Genomic DNA, 21,878 nt, shown 5'->3' with positions numbered 1-21,878 from the left:
GCCGCAGCGCTTACCACAGCTTCACTTTCTGGCCTCGGTTGTCTAGGCTATAGAACGTGTCGGCTTCTACCCAAACGCCCTGCATGTACCCTCTGGCCGTATTTTCTTGGTGTGGCAAGTCAATGGCCAACACCTGGTTGGTATACAGTGGTGTAATTTTCTCCACTGGGGTGTGGCCTACCACCATTCGGGCGGCCTGGTATTGCTTTAAGATGCTCCTAACCTCACTCGCCGAGACCTTTTCCTGTACAAGCCCCCGGTACCAATCGGGGCTTTGCTGGCTATAGGTAAGTAACTCTTCTAGTGAGCCTTTTGGCGGAATTACGTTGAGTGGCCGGCTCAGTCCTTGTCGGGCCACATTGTTAATAGCGGTAATAGACAAGTGGCGGGCCGCTACCTCGGGGCTGAGGCCGCCGTGTAAGAAGAGGGTGGGACCAATCTTTTCCAGTACGTTTTTAGTGCGCAGCCACTGGCCTAGCTCGGTATCGGCGGCGTACCATTGCTCATAGGGCAGGCCTAGCGAATCGGCGTTGACGCGGTATTTGCGGCGCAGGTACCTGAGTTTGCCCGTTAGGTTCATCACCTCGTGGTTGCCCAGGATGAAATGCACTTTGCCACCGGCCTGCTCTGCTTCCTGCTCTAACTTGTAAATCAGCCATAAGCATTCCGTCACGTTTAGGCCCCGGTCGAAAAAGTCACCCACCAGCACCAAATGCCCTGACCCAAACTGCCAGGCATAGTGCTCGTTCATTACACCGGCGCTGGTAAGCAGCAGCCGGAATCCTTCAAAATTGCCCTCGATATCAGACACCACCAGCATCTTTTCTGGCGCCGGATAGGTGTCGGGTTGTACGGAAGGCGGGTTCTGGCGAAGCGGAACCTGGAAGGAAACGCTGTCGCCGAGGTGGCATGTAAAGCTGACTGGCTGCCCGGTAGGCAGCGTATCGGTCATAACCTGTAGGCCACTAGCCGTAGCAACAATCTGTCTGCTAACGCGGTACCTGTTGCGGTTCATCACAATGGGGCCATCGGTTGAAAAGCCTGAGTGATCCTGCTTGTGCTTGATGGAAAAATAAGGGAAGAAGTAGAACCTCTCTAGTGCCCCAAATTGGATTGCGGCTATTCCGGCCGCAACATATAGTACATAAGCAGCCAGCAGCGCCAGAATAGTCCGCTTCATTAAATTAGGTAATGCGTAGATGGATAGGCTAGTAAGAAGAGCAAGGATAAGACATATTCCATCAGAGGCAAGAAAGACGCAGGAAAGTCTCAGCTGCTATCTGCGGAAGAAGTAAAAGGTTACCTGGGAGTAGAGAGCAACGTAGTGTGTCGCAGGTGGCGTGCTGTACTGAAGACGGTTTGCGGTTCTTCGGCTCCGGCCGTTGGGTTGGGTGCTAGGCCAGTTAGCGGCGGCGAAGGTGTCGTAGTAATAAACAGGTATGTGCACGGAGCAAGTTGGCGTGAGCCTACTGGGTTAGCGACACAGGCTAACACTGGCCTAGCTCCACCGTAAGACGTAAGCTCCACCTTAGCCGCACTGCCTTTGCGTTACCTCAACTTTCTGCTCCACTTCCTGCGCAACCGCTTCGATTTGCTCGAAGATACCGCCGACCCGGCCGTCATTGAGGAAAGTGTAGAGTCAAGCACTTCCTTCCGGGGCACCAATTTGTGGGTGCTGATCTTCGCCATTCTCATTGCCTCGGTGGGACTTAACGTTAATTCTACGGCCGTCATTATCGGGGCTATGCTGATTTCGCCGTTGATGGGGCCGCTCGTGACGCTGGGCTACAGCACTGCCACCAACAACCCCGACCTATTTCGGCGGGCGGTGAAGAACCTAGGCCTAGCCATCATCATTAGCCTGATAACCTCCACAGTTTACTTCCTGCTGACGCCGCTGGAAGGCGCGCAGTCGGAGCTGCTGGCCCGCACCGAGCCCACCATCTGGGACGTGCTCATTGCCTTGTTTGGCGGCTTGGCCGGAGCCGTAGGCCTCACGCGCCGCGAAAAGAGCAACGTTATTCCGGGCGTGGCCATTGCCACCGCCCTGATGCCCCCTTTGTGCACCACCGGCTACGGCTTAGCCTCCGGGCATTGGCAGTACGCGCTGGGGGCATTTTATTTGTTCTCCATTAACTGCGTGTTTATCACGCTGGCTTCGTTTCTGGTAATGCGCTTCCTGCGCCTGCCGCCGCACCGGTTCCAGAATGAAGAGCAAGCCACGCGCGTGCGCCGCCTGATGCTGGTAGCTGCTATTGTGGTGGCGGCCCCCAGTGTGTGGCTGGGCTACCGCATCGTGCAGCGCTCCGTGTACGAGCACGCCGCCGAAGACTTCGTGAAAGAACAGCTCGACTTCCCCGGCACCTACGTGGTAACGCGCCAGATCAACGCCCGCAGCCGGTCTATAAATGTGTTACTGGTAGGCCCCACCATAGATTCGGCACGGCTGCGTGCAGCCACCCGGCAGCTGGCTAAGTACCGGCTGGTACCCACCAAGCTCACCATTCGCCAGGGGCTCCAGGCCTACGACTCGCTAGATGCCCAGGCCCTGCGGCAAAACTTGCTGGAAGATGTGCGGGCGCGGCAAAACCAGTCTCAACTGCGGTCGGAGGCTGAAATGGCTCATTTGCAGCAGCTGGTAGCCACTGCCAAAAATGCGCTGCCCACGCCCAATGCATTGCTCCGCGAAGTGCAGGTGGAGCACCCGGTTGTGCGGCGGTTGGGGCTGGCGCAGCTGGCGCGGCCGGCCGTGCCGCGCGATTCTTTGCCCGCTGATACGATGTTGGTAGTAAGCGTCGAAGCAAGCACTCTATTGCCTATCCCTGAACGGGAGCGGCTGGTGCAGTGGCTGCAAGCCCGTACCAACCATAACCAGGTGGAGTTGCTAGTGTTGCCGCCTCCTGCAATCCGAAAGCTTACTCCCATAACGCCCCGCGTAACGGAGAAAGCTGCCGGAGCAAAGAAATAAAGCTACCGGTTCATAAGTCAGGTGCACGCTAAGCTTGCCGCTTACCCTGCTACTGGTAGGGTAAACAGGAAGCGGCTGCCCGCGCCAGGCTCACTTTCTACCCACAGTCGGCCGCCCTGCACCGAGATAAACTCGCGGGAGATGCTCAGGCCGAGGCCCGAGCCGCCCTTGTGCCCAGCAGGGTTAGGAACTTCGGCAAACCGCTGAAAAATCCGCTCGTGATACTCGGTGGAGATGCCGGGGCCATAGTCCTGCACGCTCACCTGCAACTGCTCCTGGTGTTGGGTGGCCCGCACCGTCACGGCCGAGCCGCGGGGCGAGTATCGGATGGCGTTAGCCAGCAGATTGATGAGCACCCAAGTGGTTTTTTCCAGGTCGGCGCGGGCGGCAGGTAGGCCCGCCGGCAAATCGGTTTCCAGCCGTAGCTCCTTGTCCTGCAGCTGAGCCTGCACGGTATCGGTGGCATATTCCACAACCTGGGCCAATGTCACGTGCTGCACATCAAGCCGGATGCCGGCGCCCGCGTCCAGCCTCGACACGTCAATCAACTGGCCTACCATGCCCAGCAGGCGCTGGGTTTCATCCCGAATGCCATCGGCGATGCGCAGGCGCTCCTCAGGGTCGGTGCGCTCGTTTTGCAACAGCATAAGACTGAGGTTGATGCTGGCCAGCGGCGTTTTCAGCTCGTGTGATACCGTAGCCAAGAAATTCGACTTCACTTGGTCGAGCTTCTTGAAGTCGGACACGTTGCGCAGGGAAAGAATGTGTCCCGCAAACTCGGTGTGACCAGCCTCGGAGTTAAAGGATACGATGTGGTTGAGCGAGAGACGATAGTACACATCCTCTCCGTTCTGCTGAAAGGTAAGCACCGGCGGCTGGCTCGTAGCATCTCCCGACTGCCCTTCCAGCAGGGGCCGGAACAGCTCCCGCAGCAACTCCGATTCTCGGCTTAAGTCCTCTGCCTGGTGGCCTACCAACTCGGCGGCCGAGCGGCCCAGCAAGGCCCGGGCCGTGGGGTTAGCCAGCAGCACGCACTGCGTTTCATCCAGCAGCAGCAAGCCCTCATCCAGGTGCTCCACAAGGCTCTCCAAGCGGCTGCGCTCGGTAGCCAGTGCCACGCGGGTTGCGCTGCGCTGGTCTTGCATGTATCCGAAAGCCCGGTTCAGGGCCAGGGCTACGGCGCCTACTTCGTCGTGTTTAGTGACGGGAACCTGGGTGGCTGGGCTCGGGCCGGCTACATCTTCCACGTCGGCCCGCAGCCGGCGGAGTGGCCGTAACACCTCCTTGGGCAAACGGATAACCAGTGCCAGGGCCACCAATGCGCTCAGCCCAATGAAATTGAGAACAGTACGCCGGGCGTGGCGAGCGTAAGTAGCTGCCCGCTGAGTTTTGGCAGTGAAAGAGCGCGTATTTAAACGGATGATGTGCTGGGTGTCGGTGCGCAACAAGCGCCGCACCTGGCCTAGCGCAGGGCGTGGAGCCTGCTCATCGACGAGGCGCTGATAATCGGTGAGGTGCTGGGTGAGCTCATCGACGGCGGTCAGTTCGCCGGGCTCCGTGATATTGGCAGTTTCCCGGGTGAGGGCCCGGCGGAAGTCAGCTAACAGCGCTGGGGCCGTGGGGGCATCTTCCAGCCTTTCCACCGCATTCAGCATGGCCACGCCGTACTCCACCGAGGCGAGGTTGGCTTGCTGTAACAAGCGGGCATTGCTTTCCAGTCGCTGAATGGTCAGGAAAGCGTAGCTCCCCAGGCCTAACAGCAACAGCAGCATGGCAATCAGACTGACGCGGATTTTATTTTTTAAGGTCATGGTGGGGGGAGTGCCGTCGAAGGCAAAACCACGGAGTAGAAAGGAAGCCAGGACGGGGCGCCTAGCATGCTAGCGCGAGTGGCCTAGGAGTGTGAAGCAGCAAAGAGGGGTATGCTGACACGTCATGCTTGATCTGGCATCCAAGCAGCCAAAGCACCTCTACCGCATTGTTGAATCGTCGCTAGGCCAGTAAGCCAGAGGTAGAGATGCTGGCTCACTAGGGTAAGATCAGACATGACGTTTAAAACAGGGGGTTTAGGCCTGTAGGCCATACTCCTGCAGCTTGCGGTAAAGGGTAGTGAGACCGATGCCGAGCTGGCGGGCGGCTTCGGTTTTGTTGCCCTGGGCTTTGTGAAGCTGCTGCTGAATGTGGCGGGCTTCTACGGCCCGTAGGGTGCAGTCGTCGGGGTTGAGGGCGCCGGAGCTGGTTGGAGCCAGCAGGGCATGGAACTCGTCGGGTAGGTAGGCGGCGGTGAGGGGCTGGTTGGCGGGGGCCAGAATGGCGGCGCGTTCCAGCACATTTTTCAGCTCCCGCACATTGCCGGGCCACTCGTATTGCTGCAGCAGGCGCAGGCATTCCGCATCGAGACCCGGGAGGCGCTTACTGAGCTTGGCCGCGAAGTACTGCAGGAAGTGCTCGGCCAGCGCGGGTACATCGGTTGGGCGCGCTTTGAGGGGCGGCACATCAATGGTAAAGACCGAGAGGCGGTAGTACAGATCGGGGCGGAAGCGGCCCTGCTCGGCCTCCTGGCGCAGGTTGCGGTTGGTGGCAGCTACGAGGCGCACGTTCACGTTGGTGGGCTTGGTGTCGCCGAGCTTGGTGAATTGCTGCAATTCCAGCACCCGCAGAAATTTAGCCTGCACGTTCAACTCTAGCTCTCCAATCTCATCCAGAAACAGCGTGCCACCGTTCGCTTCTTCCAGCAGACCGCGCTTATCAGTCAGGGCCCCTGTAAAGGCCCCTTTCTTATACCCAAACAACTCCGACTCCAGCAACTCGCGCGGAAAGGCGCTGCAGTTCACCGCCACAAACGACTTCAGCCGCCGCGGCGAGGCCTCATGGATGGCCTGGGCAAATAGCTCCTTGCCCGAGCCCGTAGGCCCCTCCAGCAGCACCGTGCTATCAGTAGCCGCCACTTGCTCACCCAGGCTCTGGGCCCGACGCAGTGCCGGGGAGGAACCAATCATTGAACCGAAGCTGTGGCGCTGGCCTACGCGGCGCTCCAGCTCCGTCACGCGCCGCCGCAGCCGTGCTTTCTCCGCGGCCCGGTCTACCACTACCACTAGTTGCTGCTCAAAGTCGCCCTTGGTCAGGTAATCGAAGGCGCCCTGCTTCATGGCCTTCACCCCATCCGGAATGGTGCCGAAGGCCGTGAGCAGAATGATTTCACAGTCGGGGGCTTTGGCCTTGAGGCGGGGCAGTAGTTCCACGCCGTTGGCGTCGGGCAGCTTCACATCGGATATTACCACCAACACCTCATCGGCGTGCTGCTCCAGTAGCTCGAGGCCACGCCGGGCATCGGGCGCCTGCAAAATGGTGTAGCCCTCCAGCTCCAGCACCCGCGCCAACAGCTGGCGCAAGCGCGGTTCGTCATCAATGAGTAGGAGTGTTCCAGAAGGCATAGTGCATTAAAGATTAGGAAGGTATTGGCTTGAGTGGTACAGAAGAAAATACAGCCCCAGTCATGAAAATTCAGAGAGGAACCATGCTGATACACTGTGCTGCTTGGCTACTTACGTGCTTTAGCGGCTGGTTTGCGCTGAGGTGCTGTGCGTCTGGGTAAATTCTCTCGGACCTCAGCCGCCGTAGCTAGCTCGTCTAGATAAGGACGAGGAGTTAGATCTTCTTTGTATTGAGGATATCCACTGCTGTTCTGCCCCACATAATTAAAAACGACCGTTCTATAGTGACTCTCACGCCCGTAAAGCCGTTGGCCATCTACCTCGATATGTGTGTTAATGTAGCTGCATTCCAGCAATGCCAGCAGCTCCTTTTGCCCATTCTGATCGACATCTGCAAAAAATAGAGAAGTCAAATAATTTCTATCAGGCATAGACGACATTAGCGGAATAATCTGTACCGCATAAGTATTGGCTTTGAATGGGTCTAATACGAATAGATCACATCCATATTCATTGTCTGCGCCACCCGGCACCGAGAAAAATAATTGTTTACCAAATACACTTGGCCGCCACGCATATGCAACTAAGTCGTCGCCGAGAGCGGGAAAGGAAACGGGTAAGACGCGTTTTAGAAAAGTAGTATCAGCTTCTCCAGGCTGACGATGAGCTAGTCCCTGTTGAATAGTTTGAGTTTCTATTTGATGCGCTGTTTGGCTGAACGCTGCTGGGAGGTAGAAAGAAACGCCCGGTATTCCTAGCAGTAAAAAAGTTACTACTACGAGCCAGCGACACATTAAAATTCGCAAAGACATAAGTTGATAGCTGGAAATAATAAGAGCGAAGGTAGAAGGAAGTCGTTTAGCTACTCCTAACTAAAACAACACATCACGCTGACATAGGAAGCAGCGCGTGCTGTTGCGCGTTACTGTCTAATTTCATCCTTGATGTGCTCTACAAAACGAGCGAATTCCGGCTCGGCTTCCACGTTTTCGTGCCAGGCCAGACCCATTTCGGCGAGGTTGTATTGGTGCTGTTGGGTGATGGTGGCGCCGGGGATGAGCTGGCCGTTAGCGTCACGCTCGTAGCCCAGGAGCCAAAGTCGGTCGCAGAGGGCGGTAGTAGTGGCAATGTCGTGGGAGACGATGACGACGGTGTTGAGTTCATCCATGGTCGTGACTTCGAGGATAATCTTTTTCACTTCGTCAATCATGGCCACGTCGAGGCCGGAGAAGGGCTCATCGAGCAGGATGAGGTGGTCGGAGCAGAGCAGCTGCTGGGCAATGGCGGCCCGCTGGCGCTGACCACCGGAGAGGTGAGCGGGGTATTTTTTGCGGTGCTTCGAGAGCTGAAAGCGCTCCAGGTAAGCGTCAACCTGCTGGGTCGCTTCTTCGGGCGCGTATTTACGACTAGCCGCCACAAGTAAATTGTCGTGGAGGGTGCGGTGGTTGAATAGAGGGTAGCGCTGTTGCACGAAACCCACCGCACCGGGCGTAACGGGCTCCTGCTGCTCGCCCACCAACACCCTACCGGTGGTGGGGGACACCAAGCCCGCCAGAATCCGGCACAGCACCGATTTGCCCATGCCCGAGCGGCCATAGAAGCCTACTACCTGCCCCTGTTGCATGTCAGGCCGGCACACATCCAGCACCTGGGCGTTGATGTCGCGGAGGATGACTTCACCGTTAAACGTCATGGAAATGCCTTCCAGTGTGAGTACCGGGGCTTTATAGAAATAGGGAGTCATGAGCGGTGAAGTTGTGAGTTGGTGAAATAGTGGGTTTGCACTCTGGCTGTCATGCTGAGCATGTGGCGCATCAAGCCAGTGATCGAAGCATCTCTACCTCTGGCTACCTACTGGCCTAGAACATCAGCAAGGAAGCGGTAGAGATGCTTCGGCAAGCTCAGCATGACAGGTAGTGTGGCAGCAACGTCAGCACGCGAGATGTCTCGACTGCGCTCGGTATGACGGGCTGATTTGAGCGGTATAAGTTTTTACCGTGCCGTGGTTAGTTCGGAGTAGGGGAAGAACACGCGGCGGAGCAGGCCGAAGAGGTAATCTTGGAGGGCGCCGGTGGCGAGAATGACCAGTTGAATGGCTACTACGCCATCGAGGTGGAGGTAGCGGTTTTGCTTGTATAGTAGCAGGCCAATGCCGCCTTCCGATTGGTAGAGAGTTTCCACCAAGGTAATCATCGTCCAGATGATGGCGAAGTTCTGACGCACCACTTCCAGCATGTCGTCGAGCTTGCCCAGCACCACTACTTCCCAGAAGCTGCGCCATTCGCTCATGCCCAGGGTGCGGGCGTGGTCCATTTCCTCTTGCGTAGTGGTCAGGATTACGCTGGTCATGCCGGTCACGAGATACACAGTAGTCGCGAAAATCAGAACCGTGAGCTTCACCTCATGGCCTGAGCTGAGCAGGATGGCCATGAAAAACGTGAGGCCCGTGAGGGTGAGGTAGCGCATCTTGGAGGCTGCGTAGGCAATGGGCCGGAAGAAAGGCAGCGCCGTGAGGTATGATATTAGCAGCGCTAGGCCAGTAGCCACGGCCAACGACTGCAGGGCCGTCGTCATGCTGGCCCACAGTTCCGGAATCAGGCCCTGGCTAGTGGTCAGCTCACTTAACGCCCGCAGCACCGCCCCCAGCGAAGGCAGCATCTGCATGGGGTAAAAGGCCCACAGTAGTATCAAGAGCATGAGTTGCGCGGCTACCATTGTGGTGAATACCACGCGGCGCGGCCGGGCATTCGGTGAGAAAAGCTCTTTCATGGTGAGGGAAGGTTGGAAGGGGAAGAGGAACCGCACCGGCGAAAGAAGCCCCACGAAGTGTGGGGCTTCTCGGTGGCTAAGCGGAATATTACACTAAGAATTAGCTGATAGGATAGGGCACATAGAAGACGATATCTGAGTGTGTAGCGGAATCAGGCGTTATTTGCCCAGCACAATCTCCACGCGGCGGTTTTGGGCTTTGCCAAGGGGCGTGTCGTTGGGGGCTACTGGCTCGGTGGCGCCGTGGGCATAAACCTGGATGCGGCCCACGGGGAAGGCGCTGGCGCTTTTTTGCTCCAGCCAGTGCTCCACGGCCAGGGCGCGGGCTTCGGAAAGCTCTTGGTTGCGCTGCGGGTCGCCGGTGTTATCGGTGTGGCCGTGCACTGCCACTTTCAGGCGGCCAGCTACCACTAGGTCGTCAAAGAGCTTGGATAGCTGACGCTCGGCGGCGGGGGTGAAGGAGCTCTGGCCGGTGTTGAACTCGATGTTCCAGGCGCGGCGGCTTACGCTCTGGCGGATTTCATCATCGGCGGCAAACTGCTGGGTTTCGGCCGGAGCCAGGGTTTTGCCCTGATACTGGCGCTGTAGCTTGCGGAGCACCGTCAGGTCCAGCATGTTGTCGAGGGGCTCATACGTCGGCAACTCTTTGGGGTAGAGCTTGCTTTGCACATCACCGAAGGTTTTGTACACCGAGGCGTAAATGTTGGTGCCGCCTTCGTTTAGGCCAAACAGGGCCAGGTTATCGGAGAAGTTGAAGGCCTTGCTGCCACCTAGCTCCACCACCTCGCCGTTGCGGTCGGCTTCGCTCACGCCTTTGTAGTAGCGCAGCCAGTAAGCGCCGTTTTTGTCCCGGTCGCCGTACACCTCTGCCGAGATGTCGGCGGCGCGCTCCAGGGCTTCGGGGTGAGCTTTCACCTGGTCGCCGGCTACGGCCAGGGCCGTAATTAGGGCTTCAACCTCTTTGGTGTGAGCTTGGTACCAGCGCTTAGTGGTCACCATGATGTTGGGCATCTGGTTCGAGTAGTCTTTGGTAGAAACGATGTTCACTAGGCCACCTTTCTGCTTGGCAATGTTCACGTCGCCGGGAGTCCAGGTGGCTACGGCATCGGCCACCACGTCTACTTTCACACCGGTGTTTTTGCCGTTTACCACTTTGGTGCGGGCTTCGGGCTTGCCGATGATGTACTTTTCGGCGGCGGCCAAGAAGTCGTTGGCGGCCATGAAGTTCACGGCCTCGGGGTCATAGGTGGTTTCATCGGGGTTTACTTTCAGGCCGTTGTCGGCGCACCATTTCAAGGCAATGTTCTGGTCGCCGTCGCGCAGGTAGCAGGCAATGGTTTTGCCGAGGGCGGCTTTCGGCTTATCGAGCCATTCCTTGGGGCCCATCAGCTTGTCTTCGCCGTATGACTTGCCCACGCTGTAGGGGATGATCTGTAGGCCAGTGCCAGCCTTTTCCAGTTGGGCCTGCACCGCCGAGAAGGCCGGCAGACCGTCGCCCATAATGCTCACCACCAGGCCCGGCGTGGTAGGGTTGTTCTGCAGATCGAGGGCGTTTTTCACCAGGTCAGCCTGCATCTTGGCCACGTCGTCTTGGCGCACAATCTGCATGTCGAGGCCGTTGGCGGCCATGCTGGAGCCTTGGGTAGTGCGGGGGCCACCGTTGGCTAGCATTCCGGCCATTTGGCTGTTCCAGGCCATTACTTCCCACACGATGGGCAGACCTTTACCAGTCGCCACCGTGCCGGGCAGTGGGGCCAGCGGCACCACCGTGGTAGAACGGGCCCCGGCCGTAGCCGCAGGCAGCTCAATGGAGTTCAGCAGCACCGACTCAGTAGCCGCTTTTTTAAAGACCAATCCACTCGACACCACCTTGTTAATGCCGAAGTAGAGCACCGCTATAATGAGGGCGCCTAGTACAATTTTACCGCGAGTTGTCATGATTATAATTGAGGGAAAGAGAGTTGAAAAGAGAAGAGGTGTATGCGGCCTTTAAGAAGGCTAGGTCTAGCTCCCCTCCTCAGATGAGGAGGGGTTAGGGGTGGTTGAAGTGGCCTAGAGCGGTCATTAAAGCTAGACTTAGTGGGTCGTTCAAACGCGTGGGTCAACCACCCCCAACCCCTCCTCATCTGAGGAGGGGAGATAGGTTATAGCCCTAGCTCCAGACTGCTAGCTCTAATCCAGCAGGTTGCTGTAGGCGTCGTTGGTGGCGGTGCGGGTTTGGGCGACGGTTTTCGTGGGGGCTGACTTGGAGTCGAGGATGGCGTTGAACTCGCCTTTCTGGTATTTCTCGAGTAGGCGCTGGCCTTTCTCGCTCATCACGCCGTTCTGAATGTCCATTTCCTTCACGAACTCCTGGCTGTAGCGCATGGCCTGCTTGATCTGACCGAGCTGCTGAGCCATATCCTGGGCTACGCGGTCGGTGGCCAGGTCGAAGAAGTACTTCTTGTCGGGGTCGCCGCGCAGGATGTTCATGGCGGCGCGCATGCCGGAGCTGGTGCGCTTCACGAGCTCGTACTCATCCTTGAGCAGATTTACCTTGAACTTGCTGCCGTCAATCTGGCGCAGCGCGGCCTTCAGGATCTGGCGCATTACCAGGCTCACGTTGGCCGTGGTGGTGAGCATGGGCGTGAGGCGCTGGTTGTACTCCTGAAGCTGGGCGGCGCGGGAGGCATAGCTTTCGGCGGCATCCTTTTCGCCCTGGCGGGTGGCGGAGTCGGCCAGCGCGAGGTACTCGTGCATCTGGTTTTGGTTGGCCGTCAGCTTGCGTTTTACCAGCTCGTGGGCGCCCTCAATGTGGCCTACCTCAGTTTCCATCTTCTTGGCCTCCTGCTCGGTGTTGCGGATGTAGTCCTGCATAATCCCGATGGGGTCGGTGTTGACGAAGATGCCGGCGGCCGTGCGGAATATTCGCTGCCCGGCATACCACAGGCCCGCCTGCAGGCGCTTATTGGTGAGCAGCAGAAACAGGGCAAACACGCAGCCCAGGCCAATGCCCAGCTTCACGGTATCAAACACGATATCAACGAGGTAGGGCACTATCACACCCCAGCTGTAAACGCCGGCGGCCACTAGGCCACCGAGGAAAATCCAGCCGGCTACTTTTTCGGGCTTTTGCCACTTGGGCAGGCCAGAAGTTGGTTCGAAGGGAAGAAGCGTGTTCATAGCATTAACGGGTTGGAGTGGTGGTAGAAGGGCCAGACTGGCCTAGCAGGAAAGATTGAGTGGCTTGACGGTGGGCCTGCAGTTCCGCGGCCGCCGAGGTGTTGGCCAGCTCGTAGGATGCCAGCGCCGTTTGCGCCTTTTGCCGCTCGGCCTGGAGTTGCTGCTGAGTGGTTTGCAGCTCCTGGTGCTTCTCATCCAATTGCCGGGTGAGCTCGGCCAGCGTGTTCTGGAGTTGTTGCTCCTGTTGCTGCAGCTTGACTAGGGGGCTAGCCGGCTCTTTGCCCGTGGGCGTTTCCCCGATTTTTTCGCGGTGGCGGGCCAGAATCTTCTGGTGATCGGCGGAGAGAGTTTGCTCAAACTGATCGGCCGAGTTTAGCAGGGCAGGCAGGTCTAGGCCAGTCACGGCGGCAAAGGCGTTGAAAGCCGTTTGATACAGTACCGGTCCGCTAAGACCGCTGGCCGCCATGCTCTTCACCATTTTGGTATAGGCCACGAAGTCCTTTCCGTTGCCCGTCAGCAGTTGCTGAATGTGGTCGAGGTGGCGCTGCTCGGGCTGGGTTAGCAGGGGTGGAACTGGTGGTACCGACTGGGAGCCTCCGAAGGCTGGCGCGGTGGGTTGATAAGCCGGCGGACTAGCGGGTAGTGGCCTATAAGTGGTGGGGTTGGTGGGAGCAGCCTCGTCGGGCTCCACAAAGAAGTCTTTGGCCGCTTTGGCGAGGTTGTCGAGAATAGCCATGGGGTTGAAGTGGTGGTTGGTCTGCGCCGGTAGGTGAATGGCGATGTAGACCAGATTCCAAGACGGGTGCCTACTTCAGAAAGGCGACAATAGTTATCTGGTAAACATTTGATAATCAATTGATAAAAATAAAATACCCCATCGGATACTATTTCCGATGGGGTAGCAACCATTCCAAAATGATAGGGTATAATTTCCGAAACGATAGGTTGAAAGGAGGAGGCAGTATAACACTCCCCGCTTCTGCAGTAGAGCAGCCAACCGGGTGCGTTAGGACGTCAGTAAGTTGCGACCATCCCAGGTGCCCTGCGCCCGAATCACCCGGAACCGGGCAAACAGCTCCTCGCCGTACCACTTCTCCTGGCGGGTGAGCTTGATGACTTCCTTGTGCTTCTCGCTACGGTAGGCGTAGTCCTGCATGGCCTGCGCCGATTCCCAGAGGCTCACGGTAGCCTGCCGCACCACCGGTAGCTCGCCTAGCCCTATGGCGGCCCGCACACCAGGCGCGTGGGCCACGGTGGCGCTAGTCGGAGCTACGTAACGCCAGAAGCGGGGCGTTTTCCGCCACCGGATGGAGGCGCGAGTCAGCACGGCAATAGGTTCGTCTAAAGCTGCGCCTTCTGTCTCGTAGTCAAATGGGTTTACGCCATCCCACAGCCCGTGCGACTTAATAGGGGCGAGTTCCGCCGTCCAGATTTCTTGGGTGCGCTGCTGATACTCCCGCCACAACGGATGCGTGGTGAAGAACGCCTCGGCGGCGGCGGGGGAGTCCCACACTGCCATAAACCCGTAGCGGTGCACGTTAGGCATAAAACCGAAGCCGCCGGCACCGCTGCCCAGCAGCTTTTGAAACCGTAGGCCAGGTACCCGTTGCAGGGGCCGTTGGGCCGTGCCCATCTGGGCCAGGCCCCACCGCACATTGCCCGGCTTCAGTGTAAGTATAGAAAGAGTAGTAAGCAAGTGATTATGAATTAGTAAAGAAGAAGTCCGCACCCTCTGCGCAAACCTCCGCGCACCTCTGCGGGAACCAGCACCAGAAGAAAGCAAGAACCATCCCTTGCCCGAAACAACAAAAAAGGGCCGGAACTGCTTCCGGCCCTTCTCAAAACTTTATGTAGTGGCCTAAGGGCTACTTGGGGTTCACCTGGGCGTGCTCGTCGCCGGTAGGCTGGTACCGCTCGCCGGTAGCCACGGCTTTCACGTAGCCAAAGGCGCGCACCAGCACGCTGCTGGGCTGGTCCCAGTACTCGCCGCGGTCGATGTTGATTTTCAGCAGAGCAATATTGGGGTCTTCGGGGCCCTTTGGGAACCAGGCGCGCAGGCCTTCGCTCCACAACTCCTTGATTTTGGCCTGATCGGTCAGGATAGAAGCAGTGCCCGAAATCGACACGTACAGGTTATCGTCGGGTTTGGAGTAGCCCAGGTTTACGTGCTGATCTTTGCGCACTTCGTAGATCTTGGCCGAATCTTTCTCGGTGAAAAACCACAGAATGCCGTCATTCTCGGGCTTGTGGGTATACATGGGCCGGCTGTGGAGGCCACCTTCCGCGTCGGCGGTGGTCAGCATGGCAATCTTGATGTCTTTAATTCTATCGATTAGCTTGGTCACGTCGTGACTTTGGGCAACTTGCTCAGCCATTGTCTTCGGGTTTTGGTGGTATAGGATGGAGGTAGGAAATACGGCCGGGGCGCCTGAAGGTTCAGCTAGCGTATTTTTGCCGACCTTCCGCTGCCCATGAATTTTCTAGCTCACCTGCTGCTCTCCGGCTCACCCGCCACCACCCCCGACTACGAGGACATCGTAGTGGGCAACTTCGCCGCCGAAGCCGTGCGCGGCCGGGCCGGACTACTGGCCTACCCGCCCGCCGTGCAGCGCGGCATCCGGCTCCACCGCCTCATCGATACCTTTACCGACGCCCACCCGGCCGTGCGCCGCACAACAGCCCGCCTGCGCGAAGCCGGTCTCGGCAAATGGGCCGGGGTAGTATCCGATGTGGCCTACGACCACCTGCTGGCCCGCGACTTCCCCCAGTATCACACCAACCCCACCGAGCCGCTGCCCGCCTTCGCCCAACGCATGTACGCCCTGCTCCAAGCCCGCCGCCATGAGCTGCCAGAGCGCCTGCAACAGATGTTTCACTACATGCGCCAGGACGACTGGCTCACCGGCTATGCCCACCCAACTGGCCTAGAGCAAGCCCTGCTAGGCCTATCGCGCCGTGTGCCCGCCGCGGCAGTGCTGGCCACAGGAGCAGCGGCGTTTTTGAAGGAGCTACCGGCGTATGAAGCAGATTTCGCGGAATTCTGGCCGGAGCTGCGGACGGCGGTGGAGGCAGATGGGTATTTAGCAGATAATAATATTTTAACGTTGTGACCTCTACATATTGTAGAGAATTATGAGGAAAATGAATTAAAGTAAAGCATGGGGAAGAAGGAGCATTTGATTAATATTTTAGGCGTAAAGGTTAGTCTATATGATTTTATAGTTACTGTAGCTCTAATGTCACTTGTTGTATGGGGTGCTAAAAGCTTTGTTTATCAAAGAATTATGATGCAAAATCAAGCACATATAAAAGCAAAAGTTATTCAGCTAAGAAATTCTACTGGTAAAAACTTGTCTTTATATCCCTATATAACTTATCAGTTTGTAATTAATGGGCGAGTTATTGAAAGGGGACAAAAATCGCAATATGGATTGTCACCTGTTGTAGGTGATTGTATAGACGTGATTTATAGTACCAAAGATGTAACTGTATCGGAAATAGATTTTGCTAGTGGAGTAGTTTCCTGCGATTAATGAAGGCTTGTTGCAGTTGAGACATAAACAAAAAACGGGGCCAAGTGGCCCCGTTTTTCTTAGTCAATTAAAGCGCAAGAGGCCTAGTGATGATGGCCGCCTTCGCCATGTACGTGGCCGTGGTCTAGCTCTTCGCGGGTGGCTTCGCGAACGTCGGCTACTTTGCCGTCGAAGTGCATAACCATGCCGGCGAGGGGGTGGTTGAAGTCCATTTTCACGGTGTCGGCGCCGATGTCAACGATTTTGCCTTGCATGTGGTGCCCCTGGTTGTCGGCCATGGGCAGGAAGTTGCCCACTTGCACCATCTCGTCGTCGATTTTGCCGTCGATTTCGAATACGTTCTTCGGAATGTCTACCACGGCTTGCTGGTCGTAGTCGCCGTAGGCCTGCTCGGGGGTGAGGGAGAAGTTGAACGTGTCACCGGCCTGCTTGCCGTTGAGTTGGTTTTCAAATTCTTCGGGTAGGCCACTCTGGCCGAACAGGAAGACCATCGGCGCATCTTCTTCGGCCGATTCTACGAGAACTTTCTCTTGGTTTTCGTCGGTCACACTTAGGTCGTAGGTGATGGTGACGACTTTGTTGGGGCTGATCTGGGCCATAATGCTGGAGGGGACGCGGGCGTCCGGAGGATGGGTGAGAAATAGGTTCGGCTGGCTAGTTACGGAAATGGCCGCTAAAAACGAGCCCCCGAACAACCTGTCATACTGCAACCCGGCCGGGGGAGTTGTGGCTATGTAAAATTTTGGCATTGGCTAACAGGGTTATCCGCTGGCCGTTAAGCTCCAGCATATACCTCTGAGCTTAACACATACGGCCTGTTTGGCCCTTCCCTCATTTTCCCATGAAAACTATCCTTCCGGCCCTCTTGGTAGGGGGCGCGCTGCTGGCCGGGTGCCAGTCCAACTCCACCAACACCGAGAACAGCACCCCCGCCACCCAGCCCAGCGGCGACTCTACCGCCACCGCGCCCGCCACTTCCGATACCGTGGCCAACATCGGCAGCCCCAAGCTTCTGCACACCCTCGATGAGGCCCACAATACCCCCGATGGCCTGGCGCTGGCGCCCAACGGTAGCCTTATTCTATCGGTGCCCAACCTGGCTAACAACTCCTATCCGGCGGTGCTCATGGAGATGACCGATACCAGCCTTAAGCCTTACCTCACCAACCTGCCCTTGGAGCCCACCACCAAAAAGGCTGCACCCATGGATCTGGCCTTCGGGCCCGACGGCAACCTCTACTACGCCGAAAATCAGTACGAAAACAGCAAGGATTTTAAATCTCGGCTGATGCGCGTACGGGTACAGAACGGTAAGCCCGGCGCCGTGGAAACCGTGGCCGATAATTTCGCGCTGGCTAATGCGGTGCTCTGGAAAGGCAACACCCTCTACGTAACCGACAGCCAGTGGGACATGCCCGACAACGATAAGGGCAGCGCCATCCTGCACTTCACGCTGGCGGAGCTCAGTAAGGGCCCCATCCATCTGAAGCCAAAAACCAAGGACCCGCACGTGCTGGCTATGTTCACGACCACCGTAAACGAAACCGGCGTGGACAACGGCGCCGATGGCCTAGATTACGACAGCCAGGGACGCCTCTACACCGGCTCCTTCGGCGACGGTAAGTTCTACCGCGTAACCCTGAAGCCCGATGGCAGCCTGGACAAGCAAGAAACTCTCACGCTTACCGGCAAGCAAATCCCCTGCATCGACGGCCTGATCATCGACCGCAAAACCGATAAGGCGTACGTGTGCAACTCCCGCGAAAACGCCATTGAGGTTATCAACCTTCAAGACAACTCCGTGACCACCCTAGCCCAGAATGGCGACACCGACGGCGCCGGTGGCCTACTAGATCAGCCCGCCGAAGTGCTGCTCAAAGGCAACCGCCTCTACATCTCCGATTTCGATAAGCCGGAGAAGAACTTCGTCAACAAGAAGTCCGACGCGCCGCACACCATGTCGGTGATTGATCTGCAATAGGCCTAGCGAGTCAGTCCTGCATAACCAAACGCCCGCACGTCATCCTGAGCGCAGCGAAGGATCTACTCACGCAAGAACGACTGGCCTAGCGCCTCGTGCTACCGTGGGTAGGTCCTTCGTGGCACTTAGGATGATGTGCTTTGGTGATGTTCTAGAGTAGTTGATTACTACTGCACCGTCAGCACGCGAGATGTCTCGGCCAACTTGACATGATGGTCTTCTTTATCGTTCTAGGCCTGTTTATCCAGCTCTTCGCGCCACACGGCCACGAATGGTTCCGCTTCTCCGATGCGGTAGGCGCAGCGCATGATGTTGGTGTTCGTCTCGATGGCCACGTTGCCGTCTTTGTCGATGGCTATGAAGCCTTTGTCGCCCTTGAGGTCTTCGTCGCGGAGCTTGACGGCTTCACGGCAGGCTTCTGAGGCGGTGAGGCCTTTGTATTTCACCAGGGCATAGACTTCGTGGGCCAGCGCACCGCGCATAATTACTTCGCCGTCGCCAGTGCAGGAAACGGCGCATGCCTCGTTGGCCGCGTAGGAGCCGCCACCCACAATGGGACTGTCGCCGACGCGCCCTTTCAACTGGCCTTCAATGCCGCCTGTGCTGGTTGCCACGGCCAGATTGCCGTCCTGATCGAGAGCTACGGCTCCAACGGTGTCGTGCTCTTGGGGCTCTTTCTCTTCCTGCTGAATGATTTCCAGCCACTCCTGCCGGGCCTTTTCCGTCTCGAAGTAGTGAACGGCTTCCATTTCTAGGCCATGCTGCAGCGCATACTCTACGGCTCCTTCTGAAGCAAGAAAGACGTGCTTGCACTTTTCCATCACGGTCCGGGCCAGCGTAATGGGGTTTTTGACGTACCGCACGCTGTTCACGGCACCTGCCCGGAGAGTGCGGCCATCCATAATAGATGCGTCCATTTCAACCTCGCCCTGCTTATTGAGGCTGCTGCCGCGGCCAGCATTAAAGTGCTCGTTATTCTCGAGGCTACGCACGGCGGCTTCTACCGCATCAAGGGCACTGCCGCCACCGTGCAGCACTTCCCAGCCGGCTTGCAGGGCTTGCTGGAGGCCTTCACGAATGGAAGCTTCCAGATCAGGAGTCATTTTGCTGGGGTCCATGGTGACGGCCCCGCCGTGAAGTACAATGGAATAGGTTGGCATGGGTAGAAGGCTAGCTAGTGATGCTAGCAGGTACGCAACAAAACCGTCCCCGTTCCTCAGAATCGGGCTTTTCAGTGTTTTTACGCGGCCTCGAATAAATACGGAGGGTAGCGGCGCCGTGAATGCGAGACAAGCCTTGGTATGAAAGGAGATGCGAAAAAGAAAGGCTCTAGAACGTCAGGGTAATCCTATATTTATGGTTTAAAGCGAGAGTATTATGCGTGAACTTATCACCTCTTTACTAGTAACCGGGTCAATTGCATTGCTTGGTTGTAGTGCGCATCCTTCTGCAAGTTTGTCTGCCGGCAAGGAGTTAGTTGGTACTCAAGATGCCGTACAATGGCAGCTTATATCAGCTGACTCTGATCAGGCTAAAATGTTAGGACCAGATCCAACAGTTGCTTATCAGGAAGTGCAGCTGTCGGATGTGGTGGCGACAAACTCAGCTTATACAGCCACGATACGTTGCAACCAGGATTCACTAGGGACTTTGCGCTTGCAAGTGCAACTAGATCATCAACGACTCACTATCAAAAAGCTGCAATTGTTATATGCTGGCAATAGCCGCAAGTACAAGGTCAACCAAATCGGCGATGGTGTTGGGCACTACGACGCAACGGACCAACGATACTACTTCACTGTGGCCTACCAAACAATTTCGGAGCTGCCACAAAACATGCGTTACGGTAGTGGTCTATACCAAATCAATGGCTGGATTTCTACTGAAACAACTACCGCAGGGCTACAACCAATAAGCCTCGCTGATTGACAAAACGACACCGCCAGTATCTACATGCAAACTTTAGTGAAGCATGTAGATACTGGCGGTGTCTACTATTAGGCCTAGGTGGCTAAGCCATTATTGCAATTCCCACGCGGTGCGGTAGGCGCCGATGCTTTCCACGTAGTCCAAGAAGGCTTTGTAAAAGGGGTGGGAGCCTAGAGTGCTAGAGTCGCCTACCAACAGCAGCTTGCGGCGGGCCCGGGTCATGCCAACGTTCATGCGGCGGATGTCGGCGAGGAAGCCGATATCACCGTGCTGGTTGCTGCGGGTGAGGCTGATGGCAATGATGTCGCGCTCCTGCCCCTGGAACGAGTCGACGGTGCCGATGCTGAGCATGCGGTGCTCCATGAGGCCTACCAGCTCGTCGTTTTCCTCCACCGCATCCTTCAGGTAATTAATTTGGGCGCGATAGGGGGCAATGACGCCGATGGTGAGCAGGTCGGCTTCGTGGTCGGCCTGGTCGTAGGGTTCTAGCAGCTGGGCGAGACGCTTGAGCAGCAGGTCGGCTTCTTCAGGATTAGCAGTGGAGCGGCTTTCCTCAATGGTCATCTCCTGGAAGCCGAAACCGGCCGTATCCAGGAATTCCACGGCCATGTCGGGGGCGAAGCGCAGGTCGTAGTCGGGCAAGTCGGCGTGGGCCACGCTGGGCGCGGCTTTCAGACGGCCTTCGTAAAACTGCTCCGAGCTGAACTCCATGATCTGCTCGTGCATGCGGTACTGCACCTCCAGCATGCGGGCCGTGTTGGGCTGCCGCCGGATGCACTTCTCAAACAGCGTTTCGCGTAGGCCACCCTGCGCTGCTTTCTCGCTCTTCACGGTGGGGGGTAGCTGCTGATGGTCGCCGGCCAGCACCACGCGGTTGGCTTTGGTAATCGGAATCCAGCAGCCGGGCTCCAGGGCCTGGGCAGCTTCATCAATGAACACGGTTTCGTAAGTCAGGTGGCGGATGGCACGGTTAGAAGCGCCCACCAGTGTGCACGTAATCACCTGCACCTGCTCCAGCAGATCCTCCGTGATGTAGCGCTCCAGTTGGTCCGACTCCTGCAGCAGCATGTGCGCCTGCTCTTTTAGGTGGCGGCGCTGCTCACGCTCCTCCCAGCCAAAGTGGCGCTTGAATTTGCCGGCCTCCTCGCGGTATTGCTCGGCGGTTTGGCGCATGCTTTTCAGCTCGGCGTAGCTCTTGTGGTTCATAATCTGGGCATCCAGCGTGTGCTGGAGCAGCAGATCCGACACCCGCGAAGGGTTACCCATCCGAATCACGTTGACGTTGCGCTCAGCGAGCTTTTCCGTGAGCAAGTCCACGGCTGTGTTGCTGGGGGCGCACACCAGCACCCGCCGCTCCCGCCGAATGGTTTCCAGAATGGCCTGCACCAGCGTGGTCGTTTTGCCGGTGCCGGGTGGGCCGTGGATGATGGCTACATCTTGGGCGGCCAGCACGTGGCGCACCGCCGCCAACTGGGAGTCGTTGAGCGGGGAGGGGTAATAGAGCTGCACTTCACTCTCGGGCTTGTAGCGGGCGGGTTTGGCACCCAGCAGCACGTCGCGTAGCTCCGCCAGGCGCCCGTCATAGGCGCCCATTACTTTGCCCAGAGCATACTCCATCTCGCGGTAACTCACCTCGTCAAAGGTCAGGTCCACGCCCAACTTGCCCTCATCCACCCAGTCGGGGAGGTCTTCCTTGGTGGTGGCCAGCGTAATTTTGTTGCGCTTTACACTGGTAATTACGCCGTTAAGCGTAGGCCTGTCGGAACCCGAGCGGCCGGGAATATTGCCGAACAGCGCGGCGTTTTTGCCTACCTGAAACAGGTGTAGGCCACCCTGGCTGGCGGGGCGCTCCAGTTCCAGCACGAGCTTTCCTCCAAAGCCGATATCTTCCTTGGTTATTTTGACGGGATACCACGTCAGGCCGCGCTGCTGGCGCTCCGCAATGGAGGCCTTGGCACTCTTGATTTTAAATTGTTCCAGGTCCTCCTGCTGCTCGAGCTTCATGAGGGCCTCCACCTTGCGCAGCTCTTTCTCTAGCGCGTAAGGGTCGGTATACGTAGGTTGTTCAGACAAAAGAAGGGAGTATTTGTAGATTCGTTGAT

Annotated in this window: 19 protein-coding genes; 5 read left to right on the top strand and 14 right to left on the bottom strand. The window is 57.3% G+C overall.

From position 1 onward, the window contains the following. Positions 1-10: 10 nt before the first annotated feature. The gene (locus EU556_RS22295) at positions 11-1,180 is read right to left on the bottom strand and encodes a metallophosphoesterase (protein ID WP_135436404.1); all 1,170 of its coding nucleotides are present in this window, start codon (positions 1,178-1,180) and stop codon (positions 11-13) included. Positions 1,181-1,543: 363 nt separating this feature from the next. Between EU556_RS22295 and EU556_RS22290 the strand changes: the two genes are divergently transcribed. Beyond that, on the top strand, positions 1,544-2,968 hold the full coding sequence (locus EU556_RS22290; protein ID WP_167855683.1) for a TIGR00341 family protein: 1,425 nt from the start codon (positions 1,544-1,546) through the stop codon (positions 2,966-2,968). Between the two features lie 41 nt (positions 2,969-3,009). Here the strand turns inward: EU556_RS22290 and EU556_RS22285 are convergent, their stop codons facing one another. From EU556_RS22285 to EU556_RS22240, 10 genes are all read right to left on the bottom strand, one after another. Continuing rightward, the gene (locus EU556_RS22285; RefSeq protein ID WP_135436400.1) at positions 3,010-4,779 is read right to left on the bottom strand and encodes a sensor histidine kinase; all 1,770 of its coding nucleotides are present in this window, start codon (positions 4,777-4,779) and stop codon (positions 3,010-3,012) included. 255 nt (positions 4,780-5,034) lie between these two features. Beyond that, complete coding sequence (locus EU556_RS22280; protein WP_135436398.1) at positions 5,035-6,402, bottom strand: sigma-54-dependent transcriptional regulator; 1,368 nt, start codon at positions 6,400-6,402, stop codon at positions 5,035-5,037. Positions 6,403-6,509: 107 nt separating this feature from the next. After that, complete coding sequence (locus tag EU556_RS22275) at positions 6,510-7,214, bottom strand: hypothetical protein (RefSeq protein WP_135436396.1); 705 nt, start codon at positions 7,212-7,214, stop codon at positions 6,510-6,512. Between the two features lie 110 nt (positions 7,215-7,324). After that, positions 7,325-8,146 (bottom strand): ATP-binding cassette domain-containing protein, encoded by an 822-nt coding sequence (locus EU556_RS22270; RefSeq protein ID WP_135436394.1) that lies wholly within the window; start codon positions 8,144-8,146, stop codon positions 7,325-7,327. A gap of 248 nt (positions 8,147-8,394) precedes the next feature. Next, on the bottom strand, positions 8,395-9,171 hold the full coding sequence (locus EU556_RS22265; RefSeq protein WP_135436392.1) for an ABC transporter permease: 777 nt from the start codon (positions 9,169-9,171) through the stop codon (positions 8,395-8,397). A gap of 159 nt (positions 9,172-9,330) precedes the next feature. Then, the gene (locus tag EU556_RS22260; protein WP_135436390.1) at positions 9,331-11,109 is read right to left on the bottom strand and encodes an OmpA family protein; all 1,779 of its coding nucleotides are present in this window, start codon (positions 11,107-11,109) and stop codon (positions 9,331-9,333) included. Positions 11,110-11,343: 234 nt separating this feature from the next. Then, positions 11,344-12,333 (bottom strand): PspA/IM30 family protein, encoded by a 990-nt coding sequence (locus EU556_RS22255; RefSeq protein WP_135436388.1) that lies wholly within the window; start codon positions 12,331-12,333, stop codon positions 11,344-11,346. A gap of 4 nt (positions 12,334-12,337) precedes the next feature. Next, positions 12,338-13,069, bottom strand: coding sequence for a hypothetical protein (locus EU556_RS22250; protein ID WP_135436387.1), 732 nt, complete (start codon positions 13,067-13,069; stop codon positions 12,338-12,340). Positions 13,070-13,339: 270 nt separating this feature from the next. Beyond that, a complete protein-coding gene (locus EU556_RS22245; protein ID WP_245327830.1) occupies positions 13,340-14,029 on the bottom strand; it encodes a spheroidene monooxygenase in 690 nt (229 codons plus the stop codon). Positions 14,030-14,198: 169 nt separating this feature from the next. After that, the gene (locus EU556_RS22240) at positions 14,199-14,708 is read right to left on the bottom strand and encodes a pyridoxamine 5'-phosphate oxidase family protein (RefSeq protein WP_135436385.1); all 510 of its coding nucleotides are present in this window, start codon (positions 14,706-14,708) and stop codon (positions 14,199-14,201) included. A 96-nt stretch (positions 14,709-14,804) separates the two neighbouring features. Between EU556_RS22240 and EU556_RS22235 the strand changes: the two genes are divergently transcribed. Continuing rightward, the gene (locus EU556_RS22235; protein WP_135436383.1) at positions 14,805-15,443 is read left to right on the top strand and encodes an acyl carrier protein phosphodiesterase; all 639 of its coding nucleotides are present in this window, start codon (positions 14,805-14,807) and stop codon (positions 15,441-15,443) included. Positions 15,444-15,491: 48 nt separating this feature from the next. After that, positions 15,492-15,866 carry a hypothetical protein gene (locus EU556_RS22230; protein ID WP_135436382.1) on the top strand — a complete coding sequence of 125 codons (375 nt, stop codon included), beginning with the start codon at positions 15,492-15,494 and terminating at the stop codon, positions 15,864-15,866. 83 nt (positions 15,867-15,949) lie between these two features. On the opposite strand, the gene EU556_RS22225 is transcribed toward EU556_RS22230, so the two are convergent. Beyond that, positions 15,950-16,615, bottom strand: coding sequence for an FKBP-type peptidyl-prolyl cis-trans isomerase (locus tag EU556_RS22225; RefSeq protein ID WP_317128728.1), 666 nt, complete (start codon positions 16,613-16,615; stop codon positions 15,950-15,952). A 92-nt stretch (positions 16,616-16,707) separates the two neighbouring features. Between EU556_RS22225 and EU556_RS22220 the strand changes: the two genes are divergently transcribed. After that, on the top strand, positions 16,708-17,847 hold the full coding sequence (locus EU556_RS22220) for an SMP-30/gluconolactonase/LRE family protein (RefSeq protein WP_135436380.1): 1,140 nt from the start codon (positions 16,708-16,710) through the stop codon (positions 17,845-17,847). Between the two features lie 230 nt (positions 17,848-18,077). Here EU556_RS22220 and EU556_RS22215 read toward each other — a convergent pair whose 3' ends face one another. Next, a complete protein-coding gene (locus tag EU556_RS22215; RefSeq protein ID WP_135436378.1) occupies positions 18,078-19,007 on the bottom strand; it encodes an isoaspartyl peptidase/L-asparaginase family protein in 930 nt (309 codons plus the stop codon). A 217-nt stretch (positions 19,008-19,224) separates the two neighbouring features. On the opposite strand from EU556_RS22215, the gene EU556_RS22210 reads away from it, so the two are divergent. Beyond that, positions 19,225-19,776 (top strand): hypothetical protein, encoded by a 552-nt coding sequence (locus EU556_RS22210; RefSeq protein WP_135436377.1) that lies wholly within the window; start codon positions 19,225-19,227, stop codon positions 19,774-19,776. A gap of 90 nt (positions 19,777-19,866) precedes the next feature. Here EU556_RS22210 and EU556_RS22205 read toward each other — a convergent pair whose 3' ends face one another. Beyond that, complete coding sequence (locus EU556_RS22205) at positions 19,867-21,849, bottom strand: AAA domain-containing protein (protein WP_135436376.1); 1,983 nt, start codon at positions 21,847-21,849, stop codon at positions 19,867-19,869. Positions 21,850-21,878 lie beyond the last annotated feature (29 nt).

The sequence above is a fragment of the Hymenobacter fodinae genome, from assembly GCF_004745825.1.
Classification (GTDB): domain Bacteria; phylum Bacteroidota; class Bacteroidia; order Cytophagales; family Hymenobacteraceae; genus Hymenobacter; species Hymenobacter fodinae.
The sequence above is the reverse complement of the archived record's forward strand: the minus strand, read 5'-3'. Positions and strand labels throughout refer to the sequence as shown.

Coding starts and splice junctions, on each gene's coding strand:
- EU556_RS22240 (WP_135436385.1), bottom strand. CDS start 14,708: ATGGCTGAGCAAGTTGCCCAAAGTCACGACGTGACCAAGCTAATCGAT.
- EU556_RS22230 (WP_135436382.1), top strand. CDS start 15,492: ATGGGGAAGAAGGAGCATTTGATTAATATTTTAGGCGTAAAGGTTAGT.
- EU556_RS22280 (WP_135436398.1), bottom strand. CDS start 6,402: ATGCCTTCTGGAACACTCCTACTCATTGATGACGAACCGCGCTTGCGC.
- EU556_RS22210 (WP_135436377.1), top strand. CDS start 19,225: ATGCGTGAACTTATCACCTCTTTACTAGTAACCGGGTCAATTGCATTG.
- EU556_RS22250 (WP_135436387.1), bottom strand. CDS start 13,069: ATGGCTATTCTCGACAACCTCGCCAAAGCGGCCAAAGACTTCTTTGTG.
- EU556_RS22225 (WP_317128728.1), bottom strand. CDS start 16,615: ATGCCAAAATTTTACATAGCCACAACTCCCCCGGCCGGGTTGCAGTAT.
- EU556_RS22285 (WP_135436400.1), bottom strand. CDS start 4,779: ATGACCTTAAAAAATAAAATCCGCGTCAGTCTGATTGCCATGCTGCTG.
- EU556_RS22215 (WP_135436378.1), bottom strand. CDS start 19,007: ATGCCAACCTATTCCATTGTACTTCACGGCGGGGCCGTCACCATGGAC.
- EU556_RS22275 (WP_135436396.1), bottom strand. CDS start 7,214: ATGTCTTTGCGAATTTTAATGTGTCGCTGGCTCGTAGTAGTAACTTTT.
- EU556_RS22295 (WP_135436404.1), bottom strand. CDS start 1,180: ATGAAGCGGACTATTCTGGCGCTGCTGGCTGCTTATGTACTATATGTT.
- EU556_RS22265 (WP_135436392.1), bottom strand. CDS start 9,171: ATGAAAGAGCTTTTCTCACCGAATGCCCGGCCGCGCCGCGTGGTATTC.
- EU556_RS22260 (WP_135436390.1), bottom strand. CDS start 11,109: ATGACAACTCGCGGTAAAATTGTACTAGGCGCCCTCATTATAGCGGTG.
- EU556_RS22270 (WP_135436394.1), bottom strand. CDS start 8,146: ATGACTCCCTATTTCTATAAAGCCCCGGTACTCACACTGGAAGGCATT.
- EU556_RS22235 (WP_135436383.1), top strand. CDS start 14,805: ATGAATTTTCTAGCTCACCTGCTGCTCTCCGGCTCACCCGCCACCACC.
- EU556_RS22255 (WP_135436388.1), bottom strand. CDS start 12,333: ATGAACACGCTTCTTCCCTTCGAACCAACTTCTGGCCTGCCCAAGTGG.
- EU556_RS22220 (WP_135436380.1), top strand. CDS start 16,708: ATGAAAACTATCCTTCCGGCCCTCTTGGTAGGGGGCGCGCTGCTGGCC.